This window comes from Pseudomonas sp. MWU349 (genome assembly GCF_017947325.1).
In the GTDB taxonomy this organism is placed as follows: Bacteria; Pseudomonadota; Gammaproteobacteria; order Pseudomonadales; family Pseudomonadaceae; genus Aquipseudomonas; species Aquipseudomonas protegens.
In genome coordinates this window covers 530,935-551,316 of the sequence record NZ_JAFEVP010000001.1, presented here as the reverse complement: position 1 = coordinate 551,316, position 20,382 = coordinate 530,935, and the positions used below count along the sequence as shown (strand labels likewise).

Sequence of the window (20,382 nt, the reverse complement as noted above, 5' to 3'; positions counted from 1 at the left end):
GAACTGGCTTGCCAGCGAAGAGGCCCCAGCGTCAGTCCACGCTCCTGCGCGACAGCAGCACCTGGGTTACCCGGCGCTCTTCCACTGCCCTGACCTGCAGGCTCCAGCCCGCCCACTCCACCCGATCGCCCTTGACCGGCAGGCGGTCCAGCAGGCTCATCACCAGACCGGCCAGGGTCTGGTAGTCCTCGGTGGGTTCAGCACCGAAGCCGGTCCGCTGGCGTACCTGAGGCAGGTTCAGCGCACCATTGACCAGGAACCCGCCCTCTTCTTCGATCACATCCGGGCCTTCGATCTCGCTGGCGTCCGGCAGCTCGCCGGCAATGGATTCGAGAATGTCGGTCATGGTCAGGATACCCATGAAGTCACCGAATTCGTTGATCACAAAGGCAATGTGGGTGGACGCCTGACGCATCTGTTCCAGGGCGTTGAGGATCGAAAAGCTGTCCAGCAGGTTGATGGTCTTGCGCGCCAGATGCTCAAGGTTCGGCTCGCTGCCCGCCAGGTACTCCTTGAGCAGTTCCTTCTTGTGCACGAAGCCCAAAGGTTCATCCACGGCACCATCGCGAATCAGCGGCAGGCGCGAGTACGAAGAATGCATCAGCTTGGTACGAATACTCTCCGGGCTGTCCGTAAGGTCGATGCAGTCGACCTCGGCACGCACCGTCATCAGGCTGCGGATCGGCCGCTCCGCCAGTTGCAGCACACCACTGATCATCACCCGCTCACGGCGGTCGAACAGCTCGCTGCTGGGGGCCTCATCCGTTTCCAGCAAGTCGGCAATTTCCTCGCCCACTTCTTCCGCCGCCAGCCTGCGCCCACCCAGCAGGCGCATCACCGCATAGGCCGTGCGCTCGCGCATCGGCCGCAGGCCCTGCATGGATTTCTTGCGCCGGGCCCGGGCGATCTGGTTGAACACCTCGATCAGGATCGAGAAGCCGATGGCCGCATACAGGTAACCCTTGGGAATATGGAAACCCAAGCCTTCGGCGGTCAGGCTGAAGCCGATCATCATCAAGAAGCCCAGGCACAGCATGATCACCGTCGGGTGCGCGTTGACGAAACGAGTCAGCGGCTTGCTGGCGACGATCATCACGCCGATGGACACCACCACCGCGATCATCATCACCGACAGGTGCTCGACCATGCCCACCGCGGTGATCACCGCGTCCAGGGAGAACACCGCATCGAGCACCACGATCTGCGCCACGATCGGCCAGAACAAGGCGTAGGTGGTACTGCCGGTGCGCTGGCTGACATGGCCCTCCAGGCGTTCATGCAACTCCATGGTGGCCTTGAACAGCAGGAACACACCACCGAACAGCATGATCAGGTCACGCCCCGAGAAACTGTGCTCGAAGACCTCGAACAGCGGCTGGGTCAGGGTCACCATCCACGAAATGCTGGCCAGCAGGCCCAGGCGCATCAACAACGCCAGGGACAGGCCGATGATCCGCGCACGGTCGCGCTGCTCGGGCGGCAGCTTGTCCGCGAGGATGGCGATAAACACCAGGTTGTCGATGCCCAGCACCAGCTCCAGGACGATCAAGGTCAAAAGGCCAAGCCAGGCCGTGGGGTCTGCGATCCATTCCATAACGACTCAAGTGCTCCGGAAAATTCAAACGGCCAGGCGCGACGCAGCGCCAAGGTGCAGGAACTGCAAAACCTCGGGTACGGGCGGATAAAGGCAGGAAGTGGCAAGAGCCAGGCAAGTGCAAACGGGAGAATGGCTGCCTGAGCGTCTGGGGCTCAGAACCGCCGGATGGCGCGAGAAGTCATGGGGCAAAGCGAGGAAAGAGCGCCGACTGGGGGGCTCCGAGAGCGTGTTCATGCAAGTCCTGAAGGAAAAAACGGACTTGGAGATTACAGGGAGGGCGAGCCGATTCCCCAGCGGGAAATCATTACAAGATTTTATCCGGCCCGCGTCTCTGACGCAGGCCAGCACCGCTACAACTGCTCGGAAATCTCGATCAGGTTCAGGTCCGGGTCCCGCAGGTACACCGAACGGATCGGGCCGGTGGCGCCGGTGCGCGGCACCGGCCCTTCGATGATCGGCCAGTTGGCCTGTTGCAGATGGGCAATCACCTGTTCCAGGGGCACGCTGGCGATGAAGCACAAATCCAGCGCCCCCGGCACCGGCAGGTGGGCCTTGGGTTCGAACTCCTGGCCGCGCACATGCAGGTTGATCTTCTGGTTGCCGTACTTGAAGGCCTTGCGCCCGCCGGCAAAGGTTTCCAGTTGCATGCCCAGCACGCGGACGTAGAAATCCTCGGCGGCAATCGGGTCGATGGTGGTCAGTACCAGGTGGTCAAGGTGGTCGATCATCGAAGACGCAGCTCCTGAAGCGAAAGGAATGGCCCGGGGATTATGCGACCCGGGCCATCGCTTGAACATGCCCCATCAGGCTTTGCCGCGGTACTCGCGCCGTACCTGCTCGATGTAGCGCACTACCGCCGGTGCCTGCTCGAAACGCCGGTGGATCAGCGACAGCCAGGACGTCGCCGAGCTGCCGCCAATTGGCCGGTACAGCACATGGGGCAGGCTGACGTGGCCCACCACCGACTCCGGCACCACGGCCACGCCCTGCCCCAGGGACACCAGGGCCAGTACCGCCACCAGGCCGCCGGGCTGGGGGCCCAGCTTGGGGGCGTAGGCCCCCTGGGCCGCCACCTGCAAGGTGCCGCTGATCTGCTCCGGAAGAATGAAGGTTTCATTGAGCAGGTGTTCGGAGGCGATCTGCGGCAGGCGGCACAGCCAGGATTCGTCGGACAGCGCCAGGACAAAGCCCTCGGCGTCCAGGCGAATGGCCTCGACCCCTTCCGGCAATGTCATGGGCGAGCGAATGTAGCCCACGTCCAGGCGACCATCGGCAATCCGCGCCGGCAGTGTCGCCATCGGGCACTCGCGCACGTTGAGGCTGACGTCCGGGCAGTCGCGACCAAAGCCCTGCACCTGTTTCTGCAACAGCCCGCAATACACCGCCGAGGCCACATAGCCCAGTTCGATATGGCCGATCTCGCCGCGCCCGGCACGCTGGGCATTGCGCTGGGCAAACTCGAACTGGCGCACCGTGGCCTCGGCTTCCAGCAGCAGGGTGGCGCCGGCCTCGGTCAGGCTGACCTCGCGTTGCTGGCGCAGGAACAGCCGGGTGCCAAGGCTGTTCTCCATGTCCTGGATCTGCCGGCTCAGGGTGGGCGGGGCAATCCCCAATTGCTCGGCGGCGCGGGTGAAATTGCGCTGCCGGGCCACCGCCAGGAAGTAGCGAAAGTGACGAATTTCCATGATGGGCATTAGCTCAAAGGTAATGAACTGGTCGCCAGCAGCTAACAAAGACCGCGAAAGGCCGGGATAAGCTGAGCGAACCTTCACAGTAGAGAGCCTCTGCCATGCGCGTCAAACCCCTGTTTCTGGCAATGATCACCTGCTGCGTGCTGCAGACTGCGGCAGCCGAGGACAGCCAACCCGTCATTGCCCACAAGGCAATCCTTACCTTGGACAACGCCCAGCGCCTGCTCAGGGCCGCCCAGCAAACCGCCCAGGCCAAGGGCTGGCCCTGCGCCGTGGCAATCGTCGACGACGGCGGCTGGCCGATACTGGGCGCGCGCATGGACGGCGCCCCGGTGGTGGCCGGAGTCGAGTTGGCCCAGGGCAAGGCACGCACCTCGGCGCTGTTCAAGCGGCCTTCCGGGGATCTGGAAAACGCCGTCAATGGCGGCCGCCCCGCGGCCCTCAGCGCCGGCCTGGTGATGATGAAAGGCGCTCAGCCGATCATCGTCGACGGCCAGGTGATCGGCGCCATCGGGGTCAGTGCCGACACCCCGGCCCACGACGATGAAATCGCCCTGGCCGCCCTCGCCATCCTCAGTCGGCAGGCCACGCAATGAACCGCTCCGTCAACCCGCGCCTGACCCTGCTCACCGCCTCCGGGGTTTGTTCGCTGATCGTTCTGGACACCAACATCGTCGCCGTGGCGCTGCCGAGCATCGCCCGTGACCTGGGGGCCAACTTCGCCGATATCGAGTGGGTGGTCAGCGCCTACATGCTGGCCTTCGCCGCCCTGCTGCTGCCCGCCGGCAGCCTGGCCGACCGCTTCGGCCGCAAGCGCACCCTGCTCTGCGGCCTGGGCCTGTTCATCCTCGCCTCCCTGGGCTGCGGCGCGGCGCCCAACGCCCTGCTGCTGGACATCGCCCGGGCGCTCAAGGGGGTGGGCGCGGCGCTGCTGCTGACCTCGGCCCTGGCCTCCATCGGCCATACCTTCCATGACGAAGTGGAACGGGCCAAGGCCTGGGCCTTCTGGGGTGCCTGCATGGGCATGGCCATGACTGCCGCGCCCACGGTCGGCGGGCTGATCACCGAGTACTTCGGCTGGCGCTGGATCTTCTACTTCAACCTGCCGGTGGGTGCGCTGCTGCTGTGGAGTGTGCTGCGCAACGTGCCCGAATCCCGGGATACCCAGGCGGCGCGCCTCGACCCCTGGGGCAGCCTGGCCTTCAGCGCCAGCCTGCTGTGCCTGATCTGGGGCCTGATCGAGGCCAACCGCATCGGCTGGAGCCACCCGGCCACCACCACCCGGCTGCTGGCAGGCGTGGCGCTGCTGGGGCTGTTCGTGCTGATCGAACGGCTGCAAAGCCGGCCCATGGTGGACCTGCAACTGTTCCGCCACCCGCGCTTCATCGGCGCCCTGCTGGGCATGTTCGCCTACGCCGGTTGCGCCCAGGTGATGATGACGCTGCTGCCCTTCTACCTGCAGAACGGCCTGGGCTTCTCGGCCATCGCCTCGGGCCTGGGCATGCTGCCCTTCGCCCTGACCATGCTCATCTGCCCGCGGATCGGCGCACGCCTGGCCGGGCGCTATGCGCCGGCCACGCTGATGGCCGCAGGGCTGACCCTGGTGGGCTGCGGCAACCTGCTCAGCGCCTGGGCGGTACATGCCGGGGGCTACCTGAACTTCGCCCTGGCAATCGCCGTGACCGGCGCCGGGGCCGGCTTGCTCAATGGCGACACGCAGAAAAACATCATGGCCTGCGTGCCCCGGGAGCGCACCGGCATGGCCTCGGGCATGAGCACCACCATGCGCTTCAGCGCCATCATGCTGGCCATCGGGGTGTTCGGTGCGCTGCTGGCCAGCCATACCCAGCAGCTCTTGCAGGCCAGCCTGCACGCCGTGCCCGGGCACTGGCTGGAGCAGGCAGCGGAGATTGCCTCACGGGTGGTAGCCGGGAACATGCAGGGCGCGATGGCCGGCTTGCCGCCCGATGCCCGGGCCCTGGTCGAGCCCCTGGCCCGGCAGGCCTTTGTCGGTGGTTTCGGCCTGGTGCTGACGGTGGCCGGGATGCTCGCCCTGCTCGGCGCCCTGGTGGTGGGCCGGCTGATGCGCAATCCACTGCCCCAGGCATCGGGGCTGACGCTGAAGCTGCAATAGCAAAGGCACGGCACAAACCGCTGCCGCGCCTGCGGCAGCGGTCCTGGCCCGCCCGCTTGCAATTTCACAACACTCGTTCAATTGCTGGGGCAATCCGCCACGGTTAAGGTGCGCCCTTCGCAACGCCCCATTGAATGGATAACGAGGTGAGCGTGAAGCCTTCAAGCGTGATCGTGGTGGGCGCCGGGATTGTCGGCGCCGCCATTGCCTACCACCTGGCCCGCCAGGGCGCGCAGGTGACCGTGCTGGAACAGGACAGCCCGGGCTCGGGCGTCACCCGCCACTCCTTTGCCTGGATCAACCCCCACGGCGAGTTTCCGCCAGCCGCCCGCGCCCTGCGGGCCCAGGCGCTGGCAGACTACCGCCGCCTGCAGCACGAACTGCCGGCCTTGCAGGTCCACTGGTCCGGCGCGCTGACCTACGGCGCGGCCGAGCAGCAAGCGCCAGATACCGACGAGCCAACCGCCGAGGCCCCAACCCAGTGGCTGGACCGGGCCGGGGTTGCCCAACTGGAACCCCACCTGCAAGTGCTGCCGGAGCGTGCCCGCTATGCACCCGGCGAAGGCAGCCTGGACCCGGTGGCCGCCACCCGCACCCTGCTCGATGCGGCCTGCACCCACGGCGCCCGGGTGTTCGAACAGGCCCGGGTACTTGGCTTGCGGGTCGAAGGCCGGCGGGTACTCGGGGTAAACACCGCCGCCGGGCTCCACCGTGCCGACCAGGTGCTGCTCGCCAGCGGCTGCGCCACTCCGGCCCTGCTCGCGCCCCTGGGTATCCAATTGCCGGTGCAAGCCTCGCCGTCGATCCTGATCCGCATCCATGCGCCACCGGGCCTGGTCAAGACCCTGGTCTCCAACAGCCAGCTGGAAATCCGCGAAGCGGCGGACGGCAGCCTGCTGCTGGCCGAGGACTATATCGATGCCCAGGGCCCACAGGGGCCCGAGGCCATCGCGCAACAGGCCCTGGCCAGCATCCGCCAGCTATTTCGTGGCGCCCAGGCCATCACCCTGCGCAGCGTGGAAGTCGGCCTGCGGCCGATGCCCGAGGACCAACTGCCGATCATCGGCCCCAGCCCCCGCTACCAGGGCCTGTACCTGGCGGTGATGCACGCCGGCGTGACCCTGGCCCCCACGGTGGCGCGCTTGATCAGCCAGGAACTGCTGCACGGGCAAACCTGCGCCGAACTGGCCGCCTGCCGACCGGCACGCTTCGCCTGAACACCAGCCCCTGTCGCCACACCACGGCAGGGCCTGCAAGATTTCACGGAATCATCCGCCCTCGCCTGTTGTCCTCTTTTGATTGCACGACTTCTTAAGCGGACCGCAGGAGCTCTTCATGGCGAACATCACCATCGCCCAGCAACTGGCAACCACCCTTGAACAGGCCGGGGTCAAGCGTATCTGGGGGCTGACCGGCGACAGCCTGAACGGCCTCACCGACGCTCTGCACAGCATGCAGACCATCGAGTGGATGCATGTGCGCCACGAAGAGGTGGCCGCCTTTGCCGCCGGCGCCGAAGCCGCCGCCACCGGGCAACTGGCGGTGTGCGCCGGCAGTTGCGGGCCGGGCAACCTGCACCTGATCAATGGCCTGTTCGACTGTCACCGCAACCATGTGCCGGTACTGGCCATCGCCGCACAGATCCCCTCCTCGGAGATCGGCCTCGACTATTTTCAGGAAACCCACCCTCAGGAGCTGTTCAAGGAGTGCAGTCACTTCGTCGAACTGGTGAGCAACCCGGCGCAGATGCCCGAGGTGCTGCACCGGGCCATGCGCAGCGCAATCCTCAACCGCGGCGTGGCGGTGGTGGTGATCCCCGGCGACGTGGCCCTGCAACAGGTGCCCGCCGCCAGCAAGCCATGGCCGGCCCTGCACGCACCGCGCACCCTGCCTGCCCCCCACGACCTGGACAAGCTGGTGGAGTTGCTGAGCCAGAGCAAGGCCGTGACCCTGCTCTGCGGCAGCGGCTGCGCCGGCGCCCACGATCAGGTGGTGGCCCTGGCCGACGCCCTCGGCGCACCGGTGGTGCATGCCTTGCGCGGCAAAGAACATGTGGAATGGGACAACCCCTTCGACGTCGGCATGACCGGCCTGATCGGCTTCAGCTCCGGCTACCACGCCATGCTCAACTGCGACACCCTGGTGATGCTCGGCACCGACTTTCCCTATCGCCAGTTCTACCCCAGCGACGCCTGCGTCATACAGATCGACCGCAACCCCCAGGCCCTGGGCCGGCGAGTGCCGCTGGACCTGGGGATCGCCGCCGACGTCAGCGAAACCCTCGCCGCACTGCTGCCGCGCCTGCCCTATAAGGGCGACCGCCGCTTTCTCGAAGAATCCCTCAAGCACTACGCCAAGGCGCGCCAGGGCCTGGACGACCTGGCCCAGCCCTCGCCCGCGGGCCGGCCGATCCACCCGCAGTACCTGACCCGGCTGCTCAGCGAACTGGCAGACGAAGACGCCATCTTCACTGCCGACGTCGGCACCCCCACGGTGTGGGCCGCGCGCTACCTGAAAATGAACGGCCAGCGGCGCCTGCTGGGCTCTTTCAACCACGGCTCCATGGCCAACGCCATGCCCCAGGCCATGGGCGCCCAGGCCGCCTTCCCCCAGCGCCAGGTGATCTCGCTGTCCGGCGATGGCGGCTTCAGCATGCTGATGGGCGACTTCATCTCCCTGGCCCAGCTCAAGCTGCCGGTGAAGATCGTGGTCTACGACAACGCCTCCCTGGGTTTTGTCGCCATGGAAATGAAATCCGCCGGCTACCTGGACACCGGCACCGACCTGCACAACCCGGACTTTGCCGCCATGGCCAACGCCATGGGCATTCTCGGCCTGCGGGTGGAAAACTCCGAAGAACTGGAAGGCGCCCTGCGCACCGCCCTGGCCCATGACGGCCCGGTGCTGGTGGACGTGGTCACCGCCACCCAGGAACTGGCCATGCCGCCGGCCATCAAGCTGGAACAGGCCAAGGGCTTCAGCCTGTACATGCTCAAGGCAGTGATGAGCGGGCGTGGCGACGAGGTGATCGAACTGGCCAAGACCAATTGGCTCAAGGACAGTTGGTTCAAGATCACCTAGAAAGGCTCTACCCCCGGGCATGTCATTGCAGCCTCTAATGGACCCACATTAGAGGCCTGTGTCCATGAAAAGGGCGGCAGTAGCATCCATAGAGGGTGGCGTTGGGAAAACCACCTTCGCAGGCTTCGCTTCTCATCCATCAAGACGTTTCGACTGCGCGCCGACGGATTGGCCGTAAGCACAAGCGGGACAAGAAAACCGTCGCATTCCTTCAGTGATCCGATCATTTTTGAGCCGCTCGCCTCTTTCAAGATCGGCGGTGGATGAAGGCATGCTCAAACTTCAGCCCCCCTTGGCGGCCGACTGATTCAGGCGCAAAAAAACTACGCAATATCTTCCTTTAGACCAAATGCCTTTGCTTTTTTGAATGCTAATTCGGAAACGGAAGGTGCATCGCTTTTCCGGCAGGCTAGAGTCTAAATCCGACAAGCACATTGATGTGCCTCTTGCACGGATGCACAGAGACTGGCGGCCTTCTCCTCTTCACAGACAGCCCGCCTCGAAACAGGGAGTGTTATGAACAAGCCGATCAAGAATATCGTCATCGTGGGCGGCGGCACCGCGGGCTGGATGGCCGCTTCGTACCTCGTCCGGGCGCTCCAACAGCAGGTAAACATCACGCTCATCGAGTCTGCGGCGATCCCCCGGATCGGCGTGGGCGAGGCGACCATCCCGAGTTTGCAGAAGGTGTTCTTCGACTTCCTCGGGATACCGGAGCGGGAGTGGATGCCCCAAGTGAACGGCGCCTTCAAGGCCGCGATCAAGTTCGTGAACTGGAGAAAATCTCCCGACCCATCGCGCGAAGATTACTTCTACCATTTGTTCGGCAGCGTGCCGAACTGCGACGGCGTGCCGCTTACCCACTACTGGCTGCGCAAGCGCGAACAGGGCTTCCAGCAGCCGATGGCGTACGCGTGCTACCCGCAGCCCGGGGCCCTCGACGGCAAGCTGGCACCCTGCCTGGCCGACGGCACCCGCCAGATGTCCCACGCGTGGCACTTCGACGCGCACCTGGTGGCCGACTTCTTGAAGCGCTGGGCCGTCGAGCGCGGGGTGAATCGCGTGGTCGACGAGGTCGTGGAGGTTCAACTGAACGACCGCGGCTACATCTCCACCCTGTTAACCAAGGAAGGGCGGACGCTGGAGGCAGACCTGTTCATCGACTGCTCCGGCATGCGGGGGCTCCTGATCAATCAGGCCCTGAAGGAACCCTTCATCGACATGTCCGACTACCTGCTGTGCGACAGCGCGGTCGCCAGCGCCGTGCCCAACGACGACGCGCGCGAGGGGGTCGAGCCTTACACCTCCTCGATCGCCATGAACTCGGGATGGACCTGGAAGATTCCGATGCTGGGCCGGTTCGGCAGCGGCTACGTCTTCTCGAGCAAGTTCACCTCGCGCGACCAGGCCACCGCCGACTTCCTCAAACTCTGGGGCCTCTCGGACAATCAGCCGCTCAACCAGATCAAGTTCCGGGTCGGGCGCAACAAGCGGGCGTGGGTCAACAACTGCGTCTCGATCGGGCTGTCGTCGTGCTTTCTGGAGCCCCTGGAATCGACGGGAATCTACTTCATCTACGCGGCGCTTTACCAACTCGTGAAGCACTTCCCCGACACCTCGTTCGACCCGCGGTTGCGCGACGCATTCAACGCCGAGATCGTCTACATGTTCGACGACTGCCGAGACTTCGTCCAGGCGCACTATTTCACTACGTCGCGCGAAGACACGCCGTTCTGGCTCGCGAACCGGCACGAATTGCGGCTCTCGGACGCCATCCAGGAGAAGGTTGAGCGCTACAAGGCCGGGCTGCCGCTGACCACCACCTCGTTCGACGATTCCACGTACTACGAGACCTTCGACTACGAATTCAAGAACTTCTGGTTGAACGGCAACTACTACTGCATCTTTGCCGGCCTGGGCATGCTGCCCGACCGGTCGCTGCCGCTCCTGCAGCACCGACCGGAGTCGATCCAGAAAGCCGAAGCGATGTTCGCCAGCATCCGGCGCGAAGCCGAGCGCCTGCGCACGAGCCTGCCGACGAACTACGACTACCTGCGGTCACTGCGTGACGGCGCGCAGCTGTCGCGCAACCAGCACGGACCGACGCTCGCGGCGCAGGAACGCCAGTAGTGGAACGCACCTTGAACCGGGTATCGGCATTCGCGGCCACGCACGCTGCCGTGGCGGCCTGCGATCCGCTACAGGCGCGCGCGCTGGTTCTGCAGCTGCCGGCCCTGAACCGTGACAAGGACGTGCCCGGCATCGTCGGCTTGCTGCGCGAGTTCCTCCCGGTGAGCGGCGTGCCCTGCGCCTGGGGCTTCGTCGAAGCCGCCGCCGCGATGCGGGACATCGGTTTCTTCCTGGGGTCGCTCAAGCGGCACGGACATGAGCCCGTGGACCTGGTGCCCGGGCTTGAACGGGTGCTGCTCGACCTGGCACGGGTGACCGACTTGCCGCCGCGCGAGACACTCCTGCATGTGACGGTCTGGAACCCGGCGGCGGCCGATGCACAGCGGAGCTACACCGGGCTGCCCGACGAAGCGCACCTGCTCGAGAGCGTGCGCATCTCGATGGCGGCCCTCGAGGCGGCCATCGCGTTGACCGTCGAGCTGTCCGATGTATCCCTGCGCTCGCCCGCGTTCGCACAAGGGTGCGATGAGCTGGAAGCCTACCTGCAGAAAATGGTCGAATCGATCGTCTACGCGTACCGCTTCATCTCGCCCCAGGTCTTCTACGATGAGCTGCGCCCCTTCTACGAACCGATTCGAGTCGGGGGCCAGAGCTACCTCGGCCCCGGTGCCGTAGAAATGCCCCTCTTCGTGCTGGAGCACGTCTTGTGGGGCTCGCAATCGGACGACCCAGCTTATCGAGAATTCAAAGAGACGTACCTGCCCTACGTGCTTCCCGCGTACAGGGCGGTCTACGCTCGGTTCGCCACAGAGCCGGCGCTCATCGACCGCGCGCTCGCCGAGGCGCGAGCGGTGGGTACCCAGGGCGAGCACGTCCGGGCTGGGCTGACAGCCCTCGAGCGGGTCTTCAAGGTCCTGCTGCGCTTCCGGGCGCCTCACCTCAAATTGGCGGAGCGGGCATACGAAGCCGGGCGCAGCGGCCCCACAACCGGCAGCGGGGGCTACGCGCCCAGCATGCTCGGCGATCTACTCACGCTCACCCATGCCGCGCGGTCCCGCATCCGCGCCGCGCTCGATGAATCCTGATGCGCGCGACCCAGTGTTATCTCACAAGGAGAGTTTGCCCCCATGACTCAGAAGAGCCCCGCGAACGGACACGATAGCAACCACTTCGACGTAATCATCCTCGGTTCGGGCATGTCCGGTACCCAGATGGGGGCCATCCTGGCCAAACAACAGTTTCGCGTGCTGATTATCGAGCAGTCGTCGCACCCGCGGTTCACGATCGGTGAATCGTCGATCCCCGAGACGTCGCTCATGAACCGCATCATCGCTGATCGCTACGACATTCCGGAGCTCGGCCACATCACCTCGTTCTACTCGACGCAGCGTTACGTTTCGTCGAGCACGGGCATCAAGCGCAACTTCGGCTTCGTGTTCCACAAACCTGGGCAGGAGCACGACCCGAAGGAGTTCACGCAGTGCGTCATTCCCGAGCTGCCGTGGGGGCCGGAGAGCCATTATTACCGGCAGGACGTCGACGCCTATCTGTTGCAAGCGGCCATCAAATATGGCTGCACGGTCCGCCAGAAGACGAGCGTGACCGAATATCACGCGGACAAGGACGGCGTCGCGGTGACCACCGCCGAGGGCGAGCGGTTCACCGGCCGGTACATGATCGACTGCGGAGGACCCGGCGCGCCGCTGGCGACCAAGTTCGGGCTCCGCGAAGAGCCGTGTCGCTTCAAGACGCACTCGCGCAGCCTCTACACGCACATGCTCGGGGTCAAGCCGTTCGACGACATCTTCAAGGTCAAGGGGCAGCGCTGGCGCTGGCACGAAGGGACCTTGCACCACATGTTCACCGGCGGCTGGCTCTGGGTGATTCCGTTCAACAACCACCCACGGTCAACCAATAACCTGGTGAGCGTCGGCCTGCAGCTCGACCCGCGTGTCTACCCGAAAACCGACATTCCCGCGCAGCAGGAATTCGACGAGTTCCTCGCGCGGTTCCCGAGCATCGGCGCTCAGTTCCAGGACGCCGTGCCGGTGCGCGACTGGGTCAAGACCGACCGCCTGCAGTTCTCGTCGAGCGCCTGCGTCGGCGACCGCTACTGCCTGATGCTGCACGCGAACGGGTTCATCGACCCTCTCTTCTCCCGGGGGCTCGAGAACACCGCGGTGACCATCCATGCGCTCGCGACGCGCCTTATCAAGGCGCTACGCGACGACGACTTCTCCCCCGAGCGCTTCGAGTACATCGAGCGCCTGCAGCAAAAGCTTTTGGACCACAATGACGACTTCGTCAGCTGCTGCTACACGGCGTTCTCGGACTTCCGCCTATGGGATGCGTTCCACCGGCTGTGGGCGGTCGGCACTATCCTCGGGCAGTTCCGGCTGGTGCAAGCCCACGCGAGGTTTCGCGCATCGCGCGACGAGGGCGACCTCGATCACCTCGACAACGACCCGCCGTACCTCGGGTACCTGTGCGCGGACATGGAGCAGTACTACCAGTTGTTCAACGACGCCAAAGCCGAGGTCGAGGCTGTGAGCGCCGGGCACAAGTCGGCTGAGGAGGCCGCGGTGCGGATTCACGCCCTCATCGACGAACGAGACTTCGCCAAGCCGATGTTCGGCTTCGGGTACTGCATCACCGGGGACAAGCCGCAGCTCAACAACTCGAAGTACAGCCTGATACCGGCGATGAAGCTGATGTACTGGACCCAGACCCGCGCGCCGGCAGAGGTGAAGAAGTACTTCGACTACAACCCGATGTTCGCGCTGCTCAAGGCGTACATCACCACCCGCATCGGCTTGGCTCTTAAGAAGTAGTCGGCCAAGGACGGCACACACGCGATGAACAACATTCAATTGGATCAAGCGAGCGTCAAGAAGCATCCCCTGGGGGCGTACGACGCGACCACGCGCGTGGCCGCGAGCTGGTACGTCGCGATGCGTTCGAACGACCTCAGGGACAAGCCGAAGGAGCTGACGCTCTTTGGCCGTCCATACGTGGCGTGGCGCGCAGCGAAGGGGCAGGCCGTGGTGATGGACCGCCACTGCTCGCACCTAGGCGCGAACCTGGCTGACGGGCGGATCAAGGACGGGTGCATCCAGTGCCCGTTTCACCACTGGCGCTACGACGAGCAAGGCAAGTGCGTTCACATCCCCGGTCACAGCGAGGTGGTGCGCCAGCTCGAGCCGATACCACGCGCGGCGCGCCAGCCGACGTTGGTCACCACCGAGCGATACGGCTACGTGTGGGTCTGGTACGGCTCCCCGCAGCCGCTGCACCCGCTGCCCGAAATCACCGCAGCCGACGTCGACAACGGCGACTTCATGCACCTGCACTTCGCGTTCGAGACGACGACGGCAGTCTTGCGGATCGTCGAGAACTTCTACGACGCACAGCACGCAACCCCCGTGCACGCGCTCCCGATCTCGGCCTTCGAGCTCAAGCTCTTCGACGACTGGAGCCGCTGGCCGGAGGTTGAGTCGCTGGCCCGGGCGGGCGCGTGGTTCGGCGCCGGGATCGACTTCAACGTGAACCGCTACTTCGGCCCCCTCGGCATGCTGTCGCGCGCGCTCGGCCTGAACATGTCGCAGATGAACCTGCACTTCGATGGCTACCCCGGCGGGTGCGTCATGACCGTTGCCCTGGACGCAGACGTCAAATACAAACTGCTCCAGTGTGTGACACCGGTGAGCGACGGCAAGAACATCATGCACATGCTCATCTCGATCAAGAAGGTGGGCGGCGTCCTGCGTCGTGCGACCGACTTTGTGCTGTTCGGGCTGCAGACCAGGCAGGCAGCGGGGTACGACGTCAAAATCTGGAACGGGATGAAGCCCGACGGCGGCGGCGCGTACAGCAAGTACGACAAGCTCGTGCTCAAGTACCGTGCGTTCTACCGCGGCTGGGTCGACCGTGTCGCGAGTGACCAGTAATGCGTGAGGCCGAGCCGGTAGCGGTCGCGTCGCGCTGCCCGGCGCTTGCGAACCTTTCGAGCTGCGTCACGGAGATCACGGCGTACGGCGCGGCGGGCCCGCTTGGGCTCGCGGCCACCCGCTTGGTGTCGGTGTCGCTTTTTGCGAGGTATTGATGACCATCTGGCTGTTGCAACTCGTGCTGGTGATCGCGCTCTGCAACCTCTGCGGCCGCCTTGCCGAACGGCTCGGCCAGTGCGCGGTGGTCGGCGAGATCGCGGCCGGCCTGCTGTTGGGGCCTTCGCTGTTCGGCGTGATCGCACCGAGTTTCTACGACCTGTTGTTCGGCCCACGTACGCTGTCAGCCATGGCGCAAGTCGGCGAAGTCGGCCTGATACTGCTGATGTTTCAGATCGGTCTGCATATGGAGTTGAGCGAGACGCTGCGCGGCAAGCGCTGGCGCGTACCTGTCGCGATCGCGGCAGGCGGGCTCATCGCGCCGGCCGCGATCGGCATGATCGTCGCCACCGTCTCCAAAGGCTCGCTCGCCAACGACGTGCCGGCGCTGCCTTATGTACTCTTCTGCGGTGTCGCACTTGCGGTATCAGCGGTGCCGGTGATGGCGCGCATCATCGACGACCTGGCGCTCGACACCATAGTCGGCGCACGGTATGCAATGTCTGCCGCGATGCTGACGGATGCGCTCGGCTGGATGCTGCTGGCAACGATTGCCTCGCTATCGAGCGGGCCTGGCTGGGCATTTGCGCAGATGCTCGTCAGCCTGCTCGTGTACCTGGTGCTGTGCGCGCTCCTGGTGCGCTTCGTGGTGCGGCCGGTGCTTGCGCGGCTCGCCTCGACTGCGCATGCGACGCGCGACCGCTTGGCCGTGTTGCTCTGCTTTGTAATAGCCTCGGCACTCGCGACGTCGCTGATCGGATTCCATAGTGCATTTGGCGCACTTGCGGCGGCGCTGTTCGTGCGGCGCGTGCCCGGCGTCGCGAAGGAGTGGCGCGATAACGTCGAAGGTTTCGTCAAGCTTGTACTGATGCCGGTGTTCTTCGCGTGTGCGGGGCTGCATGCGTCGGTCGGCACGATCGACGACGCGGCATCATGGATGTGGTGCGGGGTATTCCTCGTGGGCGGATTCATCGGCAAGTTCGGCGGCAGCTATCTGGGCGCGCGTGGCACAGGGCTGGCGCCACACGATGCGATGCTGGTGAGCTCGTTGATGAATACGCGCGGGCTGATGGAGCTAATCGTCCTGTCAATCGGCCTGCAAATGCAGATTCTTCCGCCAAAGGTCTACACGATCCTCGTGGTGTTCGCGCTGGTGACGACGGCGCTGACCGCACCGCTGGTTCGATTCACGCTGCGCATGCAAACACGCGCAATGAGCCAACAGGCCGCCTGAGCCAGCTTGAGGGGAGAGCTCACCATGATTGCTGCCACCGAAACCAAAGTTCACGATTTGCTCGATGCCGAGGGCCGCGATGTCCGCGATGCCCGTGAACTGCGCAACGTGCTGGGGCAGTTTGCTACCGGTGTGACCGTGATCACCACCCGCACCGCAGACGGCCGCAACGTCGGTGTGACGGCCAACTCGTTCTCCTCACTGTCGCTGTCACCGGCGCTGGTGCTCTGGAGCCTGGCACGCACGGCACCGAGCCTGAAGGCCTTTTGCTCGGCGAGCCACTTCGCCATCAATGTACTGGGCGCGCACCAGCACCACCTGTCGGAGCAGTTCGCACGGGCAGCAGCCGACAAGTTCGCCGGTGTAGCTCATTCCTATGGCAAGGCGGGAGCCCCGGTGCTGGACGATGTGGTGGCAGTGCTGGTGTGCCGCAACGTCACCCAGTACGAGGGCGGTGACCACCTGATCTTCATTGGCGAGATCGAACAATACCGCTACAGCGGTGCAGAACCGCTGGTCTTCCATGCAGGCCAGTACCGGGGTCTAGGGAGCAATAGAGCAGAAAGCGTCCTCAAGCACGAATAGCCCGGCTCATGTTATCTATTGCCGGGAAGGGTCACTGATCCAGGTGTCCCTTGATGGAGCAGCAGCTGGGGATCTAAAGAGTTCGTAAAAACTGCCCGCCCGCCCCTCCCGGCACCTGGCAAATGCGCTTCAATAACCTGCAAGACAAGCCCGAAGCTCCCGGAGAAGCCCATGAGCAAAGTCGCCCGCTATCTGCAGGTCGAAGACATCCTCCTGGCGGTCAATGTCACGAACAAGCAGCGCCTGTTCGAGCAGGTCGGCCAGCACCTGCAAGAGACCCGGCAACTGCCGGCGGATTGGGTAGCCGCCAGCCTGTGGCGCCGGGAACTGGCCGCCAGTACCGCCATCGGTGAAGGGGTGGCGGTGCCCCACGCGCGGCTCGCCGAGCTTGATCGCATTCATGCGCTGTACCTGCGGCCACAGACCGCCATGGCCTTTGCCGCCCCGGACCAGCAGCCGGTCAGCGATATCCTGGTGCTGCTGGTGCCCGCTCCCGCCGATCAGCAGCACCTGGACCTGCTGGCCGACACCGCCCGGCTGTTTGCCAACCCGCGGTTTCGCCAGGCCCTGCTGCGCTGTACTGCGCCGATGCAGGTCAAACAGCTGTTCGATCATTGGTAGCTTGACCCAGACACCTGCTCCAGCACGCAATACCCATTTGCCGCTTCCCCCGCGGCAAATGGGATAGCTCAAGCCCCACCGATCACCTTCCGGCACAAGATTTCATCTATTGGCGGTTAGCTGACTCATCCATTAACGTTCATTACACCTCGCGCAGCCCAGCGCTTGAGGGGGCGCCTGTCCAGCCGTTGCGCCGCTCTCCATATTCCTGTTGAACCAACTCACGATTGCTCAATTAGAGAGAATATGAACAAGCCACAGCTGCTGCCTGTAGCCACTGGCGGCCGGCGTCCTCACAAGGACGAAGGTGCCGGTCGAAAACCCTCTGGGCACCTGTCTCTTCTGTTGCTTGCCCGCTCGTTCCTGAACCTGATCTGCATCGCAGCCCTGGCCGGCTGCGCCGTGGGGCCGGATTTCAGCCGCCCGGAACTGAGCCGGGACGCCGGCTACAGCGCCACGCCCCTGCCGCCCGGCACCGCCACGGCAGGGGGCGCCGCCGGGGGCGCGGCGCAGCGACTGGTGAACGGCATGGACATTCCCGGGCAGTGGTGGACGCTGTTCCGCTCGCCGCAACTCGATGCCCTGGTGCAGGAAGCGCTGCAGGCCAACCCGGATATCGACGCCGCCCAGGCCGCGCTGCGCCAGGCCAATGAACTGCTGTACGCCGAACAGGCGTCGCTGTTTCCCTCCCTCAGCGCCTCGGCCTCGAAAACCCGGGAAAAGGTGTCCGCCGCCAGCGCCCTGGGCTCCAGCGGCGGTGCGGCAGCGGCCGGGGGCTCTGCGGCGCAGATCTTCACGGTCAACTCGGCGTCCCTGAGTGTGTCCTACGCCCCCGACGTGTTTGGCGGCACCCGCCGGCAGATCGAGGCCAGCGGTGCCCAGGCCGACTACCAGCGCTACCAGCTGGAGGCGACCTACCTGACCCTCACCGCCAACCTGGTGAACACAGCCATCAGCCTGGCCTCGATCCGTGACCAGATCGCCGCCACCGAAACCGTGATTCGCCTGCAGAGCGACCAGCTCGACCTGCTGCAGGCCCAGCGTCGACTCGGTGCCATCGGCGACAGCGATCTGCTGACCCAGCAAGCGACCCTGGCCCAGACCCGCGCCACCCTGCCGCCCTTGCACAAACAGCTGGCCCAGACCCGCAACCAGTTGCAGGCCTACCTGGGTCGCTTCCCTAGCCAGGACCGGGGCGAATACTTCCAGCTGGCCTCCCTGCACCTGCCCGAGGAGCTGCCCCTGAGCCTGCCTTCGGCCATCGTCGAGCAGCGGCCCGACGTGCGCTCCGCCGAGGCCCAGTTGCATCAGGCCAGCGCCGATATCGGCGTGGCCATCGCCAACCAGTTGCCGCAGTTCAGCATTACCGGTTCCCTGGGCTCCACGGCGCTGGCGGGCACCAAACTGTTTTCCTCCGGCACCGGGGTCTGGAGCCTGGCCGGCTCCATCGCCCAGCCGCTGTTCGACGCCGGCGCCCTGGAGCATCGCAAGCGCGCCGCGGTGGCCGCCTATGACCAGGCCGCCGCGCGCTATCGCGGCACGGTGATCACCGCCTTCCAGGATGTGGCCAATGCCCTGCGTGCCCTGCAGGCCGACGCCGAGGCCCTGCAACAGCAAGTGCTGGCCGAGACCGCCGCGCGCCAGAGCCTGGACCTGGCCCAGGCCCAGTACCGCCTGGGTGCGGTGGGCTACCTGAATCTGCTGACCGCGCAGCAGACCTACCAGAACGCGATTGTCAGCCGGGTGCGGGCCCAGGCCGCCCGCTACAGCGATACCACGGCGCTGTTCCAGGCCTTGGGGGGCGGCTGGTGGCAGCGCCAGGATGTCGCCCCCGACAGCCTCGGCAGCCCCGATCGTTTCGGCTGGCCGTCGCTCAAGGAGATGTACCCGCCGCCCGCGGCCCAGCACCGCGAACAGGCTCAAGCCGGCCAGCCGGGCCGGCTCCAGGGGCCGGCAGCCGCCGCGCCGTCCACTCGACCTGCACCCTTGCCTTAAGTGAGATCCGCCATGGCCGATGTCCACTCCAGCCCTTCCCCTGCGCACCCCGGCGCGGCCCCCCAGGCGCCGCGCAAGCGCCGGCTGCTGCGGCCGATGCTGATCATGCTCGGCGTGGTGCTGCTGATCGTCGCGGTGATCGGCGGTGTCAAGTTCGCGCAGATCTCCAAGCTGATCGCCCAGGCCAAGGTGCCCCTGCCGCCCGCGGTGGTTACCGCCATCAAGGCCCAGTACGAAGAGTGGCAGCCCAGCGTCTCCGCGGTGGGCTCGATGAAGACCGTGCGCGGGGTGGACGTCACCACCGAGGTCGGCGGCATCGTGCGCAGCATCGGCTTCAAGCCCGGCCAGGAAGTGGCCGCCGGCGACCTGCTGGTGCAGTTGAATGCCGACTCCGACATCGCCCAGTTGCACTCCCTGGAAGCCACCGCGGCCCTGGCCGGCACGGTGCTCAAGCGCGACCGGGCGCAACTGAAGGTGAGCGCGGTGTCCCAGGCCCTGGTCGAGGCCGACGAAGCCGACCTCAAGGCCAAGCTGGCCGCTGCCGAACAGCAGCGCGCGCTGGTGGCGAAGAAGAGCATCCGCGCGCCCTTTGCCGGGCGCATCGGCATCACCGCGGTCAACCCCGGGCAATACCTCAACCCGGGGGACAAGATCGCCAACCTGCAGACCTTCGACCCGATCTACATCGACTTCAACGTGCCCCAGACCCAGCTCCAGCAAGTAGCTCTGGGCCAGAGCGTCACGGTCAGCGCCGACGGCCTGCCCAAGCAGACGTTCACTGGCCGGGTCAGCTCCATCGACACCCAGTTCGACCCCAACACCCGCAACGTCACGGTGGAAGCCACCATCGACAACCCCAAGCGCAGCCTGGTGCCCGGCATGTTCGCCCGGGCCGTGGTGGCCTCAGGCGGCACCCAGCGTTACCTGACCCTGCCCCAGACCGCGGTCACCTATAACCCCTACGGCACCACGGTGTTCATCGCCAGCCAGAAGAACAACGACCAGGGCGACGCGGTGCTCACTGCGCAGCAGACCTTCATCGAAACCGGCCCCAACCGTGGCGACCAGGTGGCGGTGCTGTCAGGGGTCAAGGAAGGCGACCTGGTGATCACCAGCGGCCAGATGAAACTCAAGAACGGCTCGCCGGTGAAAATCGACAACAGTCACACGCCGCGCAACGATCCTTCGCCAACGCCGCAAGAGCGCTAGGG

The 20,382-nt window shown here is 65.3% G+C and carries 16 protein-coding genes; 13 read left to right on the top strand and 3 right to left on the bottom strand.

The genetic code is table 11. The features are described from left to right. Positions 1 to 31 precede the first annotated feature (31 nt). The 3 genes from KCG88_RS02395 to KCG88_RS02385 form a co-directional block, all read right to left on the bottom strand. Positions 32 to 1,594, bottom strand: coding sequence for a TerC family protein (locus tag KCG88_RS02395; RefSeq protein WP_047287607.1), 1,563 nt, complete (start codon positions 1,592 to 1,594; stop codon positions 32 to 34). A gap of 353 nt (positions 1,595 to 1,947) precedes the next feature. Next, positions 1,948 to 2,325, bottom strand: coding sequence for a VOC family protein (locus tag KCG88_RS02390; protein WP_011061875.1), 378 nt, complete (start codon positions 2,323 to 2,325; stop codon positions 1,948 to 1,950). Between the two features lie 75 nt (positions 2,326 to 2,400). Further along, entirely contained in the window at positions 2,401 to 3,282 is an 882-nt protein-coding gene (locus KCG88_RS02385; protein ID WP_199522615.1) for a LysR family transcriptional regulator, read from the bottom strand. A gap of 104 nt (positions 3,283 to 3,386) precedes the next feature. Here KCG88_RS02385 and KCG88_RS02380 point away from each other — a divergent pair, with 104 nt between their 5' ends. The 13 genes from KCG88_RS02380 to KCG88_RS02320 all read left to right on the top strand — a co-directional run bounded on the left by KCG88_RS02380 (position 3,387) and on the right by KCG88_RS02320 (position 20,380). Beyond that, on the top strand, positions 3,387 to 3,884 hold the full coding sequence (locus tag KCG88_RS02380) for a heme-binding protein (RefSeq protein WP_210711650.1): 498 nt from the start codon (positions 3,387 to 3,389) through the stop codon (positions 3,882 to 3,884). Further along, on the top strand, positions 3,881 to 5,422 hold the full coding sequence (locus KCG88_RS02375) for an MFS transporter (RefSeq protein WP_210711649.1): 1,542 nt from the start codon (positions 3,881 to 3,883) through the stop codon (positions 5,420 to 5,422). Before KCG88_RS02380 ends, KCG88_RS02375 begins: the two co-directional genes overlap by 4 nt. A 152-nt stretch (positions 5,423 to 5,574) precedes the next feature. Further along, complete coding sequence (locus KCG88_RS02370) at positions 5,575 to 6,639, top strand: FAD-dependent oxidoreductase (RefSeq protein ID WP_348984520.1); 1,065 nt, start codon at positions 5,575 to 5,577, stop codon at positions 6,637 to 6,639. A gap of 118 nt (positions 6,640 to 6,757) precedes the next feature. Next, the gene (gene poxB / locus KCG88_RS02365) at positions 6,758 to 8,503 is read left to right on the top strand and encodes a ubiquinone-dependent pyruvate dehydrogenase (RefSeq protein ID WP_210711647.1); all 1,746 of its coding nucleotides are present in this window, start codon (positions 6,758 to 6,760) and stop codon (positions 8,501 to 8,503) included. Positions 8,504 to 9,019: 516 nt separating this feature from the next. Further along, positions 9,020 to 10,633 (top strand): tryptophan halogenase family protein, encoded by a 1,614-nt coding sequence (locus KCG88_RS02360; protein ID WP_210711646.1) that lies wholly within the window; start codon positions 9,020 to 9,022, stop codon positions 10,631 to 10,633. Next, positions 10,633 to 11,718, top strand: a complete 1,086-nt coding sequence (locus tag KCG88_RS02355) for a monodechloroaminopyrrolnitrin synthase PrnB family protein (protein ID WP_047287623.1) — start codon at positions 10,633 to 10,635, stop codon at positions 11,716 to 11,718. Before KCG88_RS02360 ends, KCG88_RS02355 begins: the two co-directional genes overlap by 1 nt. A gap of 42 nt (positions 11,719 to 11,760) precedes the next feature. Next, complete coding sequence (locus KCG88_RS02350; RefSeq protein ID WP_047287625.1) at positions 11,761 to 13,464, top strand: tryptophan 7-halogenase; 1,704 nt, start codon at positions 11,761 to 11,763, stop codon at positions 13,462 to 13,464. Between the two features lie 24 nt (positions 13,465 to 13,488). Continuing rightward, the gene (locus KCG88_RS02345; protein ID WP_210711645.1) at positions 13,489 to 14,580 is read left to right on the top strand and encodes a Rieske 2Fe-2S domain-containing protein; all 1,092 of its coding nucleotides are present in this window, start codon (positions 13,489 to 13,491) and stop codon (positions 14,578 to 14,580) included. Positions 14,581 to 14,734: 154 nt separating this feature from the next. Further along, positions 14,735 to 15,970, top strand: a complete 1,236-nt coding sequence (locus tag KCG88_RS02340) for a cation:proton antiporter (protein WP_210711644.1) — start codon at positions 14,735 to 14,737, stop codon at positions 15,968 to 15,970. A gap of 24 nt (positions 15,971 to 15,994) precedes the next feature. After that, positions 15,995 to 16,555, top strand: a complete 561-nt coding sequence (locus KCG88_RS02335) for a flavin reductase family protein (RefSeq protein WP_015636044.1) — start codon at positions 15,995 to 15,997, stop codon at positions 16,553 to 16,555. A 171-nt stretch (positions 16,556 to 16,726) separates the two neighbouring features. Then, positions 16,727 to 17,176 carry a PTS sugar transporter subunit IIA gene (locus tag KCG88_RS02330; protein ID WP_210711643.1) on the top strand — a complete coding sequence of 150 codons (450 nt, stop codon included), beginning with the start codon at positions 16,727 to 16,729 and terminating at the stop codon, positions 17,174 to 17,176. Positions 17,177 to 17,422: 246 nt separating this feature from the next. Continuing rightward, positions 17,423 to 19,171 carry an efflux transporter outer membrane subunit gene (locus KCG88_RS02325; protein WP_210711642.1) on the top strand — a complete coding sequence of 583 codons (1,749 nt, stop codon included), beginning with the start codon at positions 17,423 to 17,425 and terminating at the stop codon, positions 19,169 to 19,171. A 96-nt stretch (positions 19,172 to 19,267) separates the two neighbouring features. Continuing rightward, positions 19,268 to 20,380, top strand: coding sequence for an efflux RND transporter periplasmic adaptor subunit (locus tag KCG88_RS02320; RefSeq protein ID WP_199521986.1), 1,113 nt, complete (start codon positions 19,268 to 19,270; stop codon positions 20,378 to 20,380). The last annotated feature ends 2 nt before the right edge of the window (positions 20,381 to 20,382 follow it).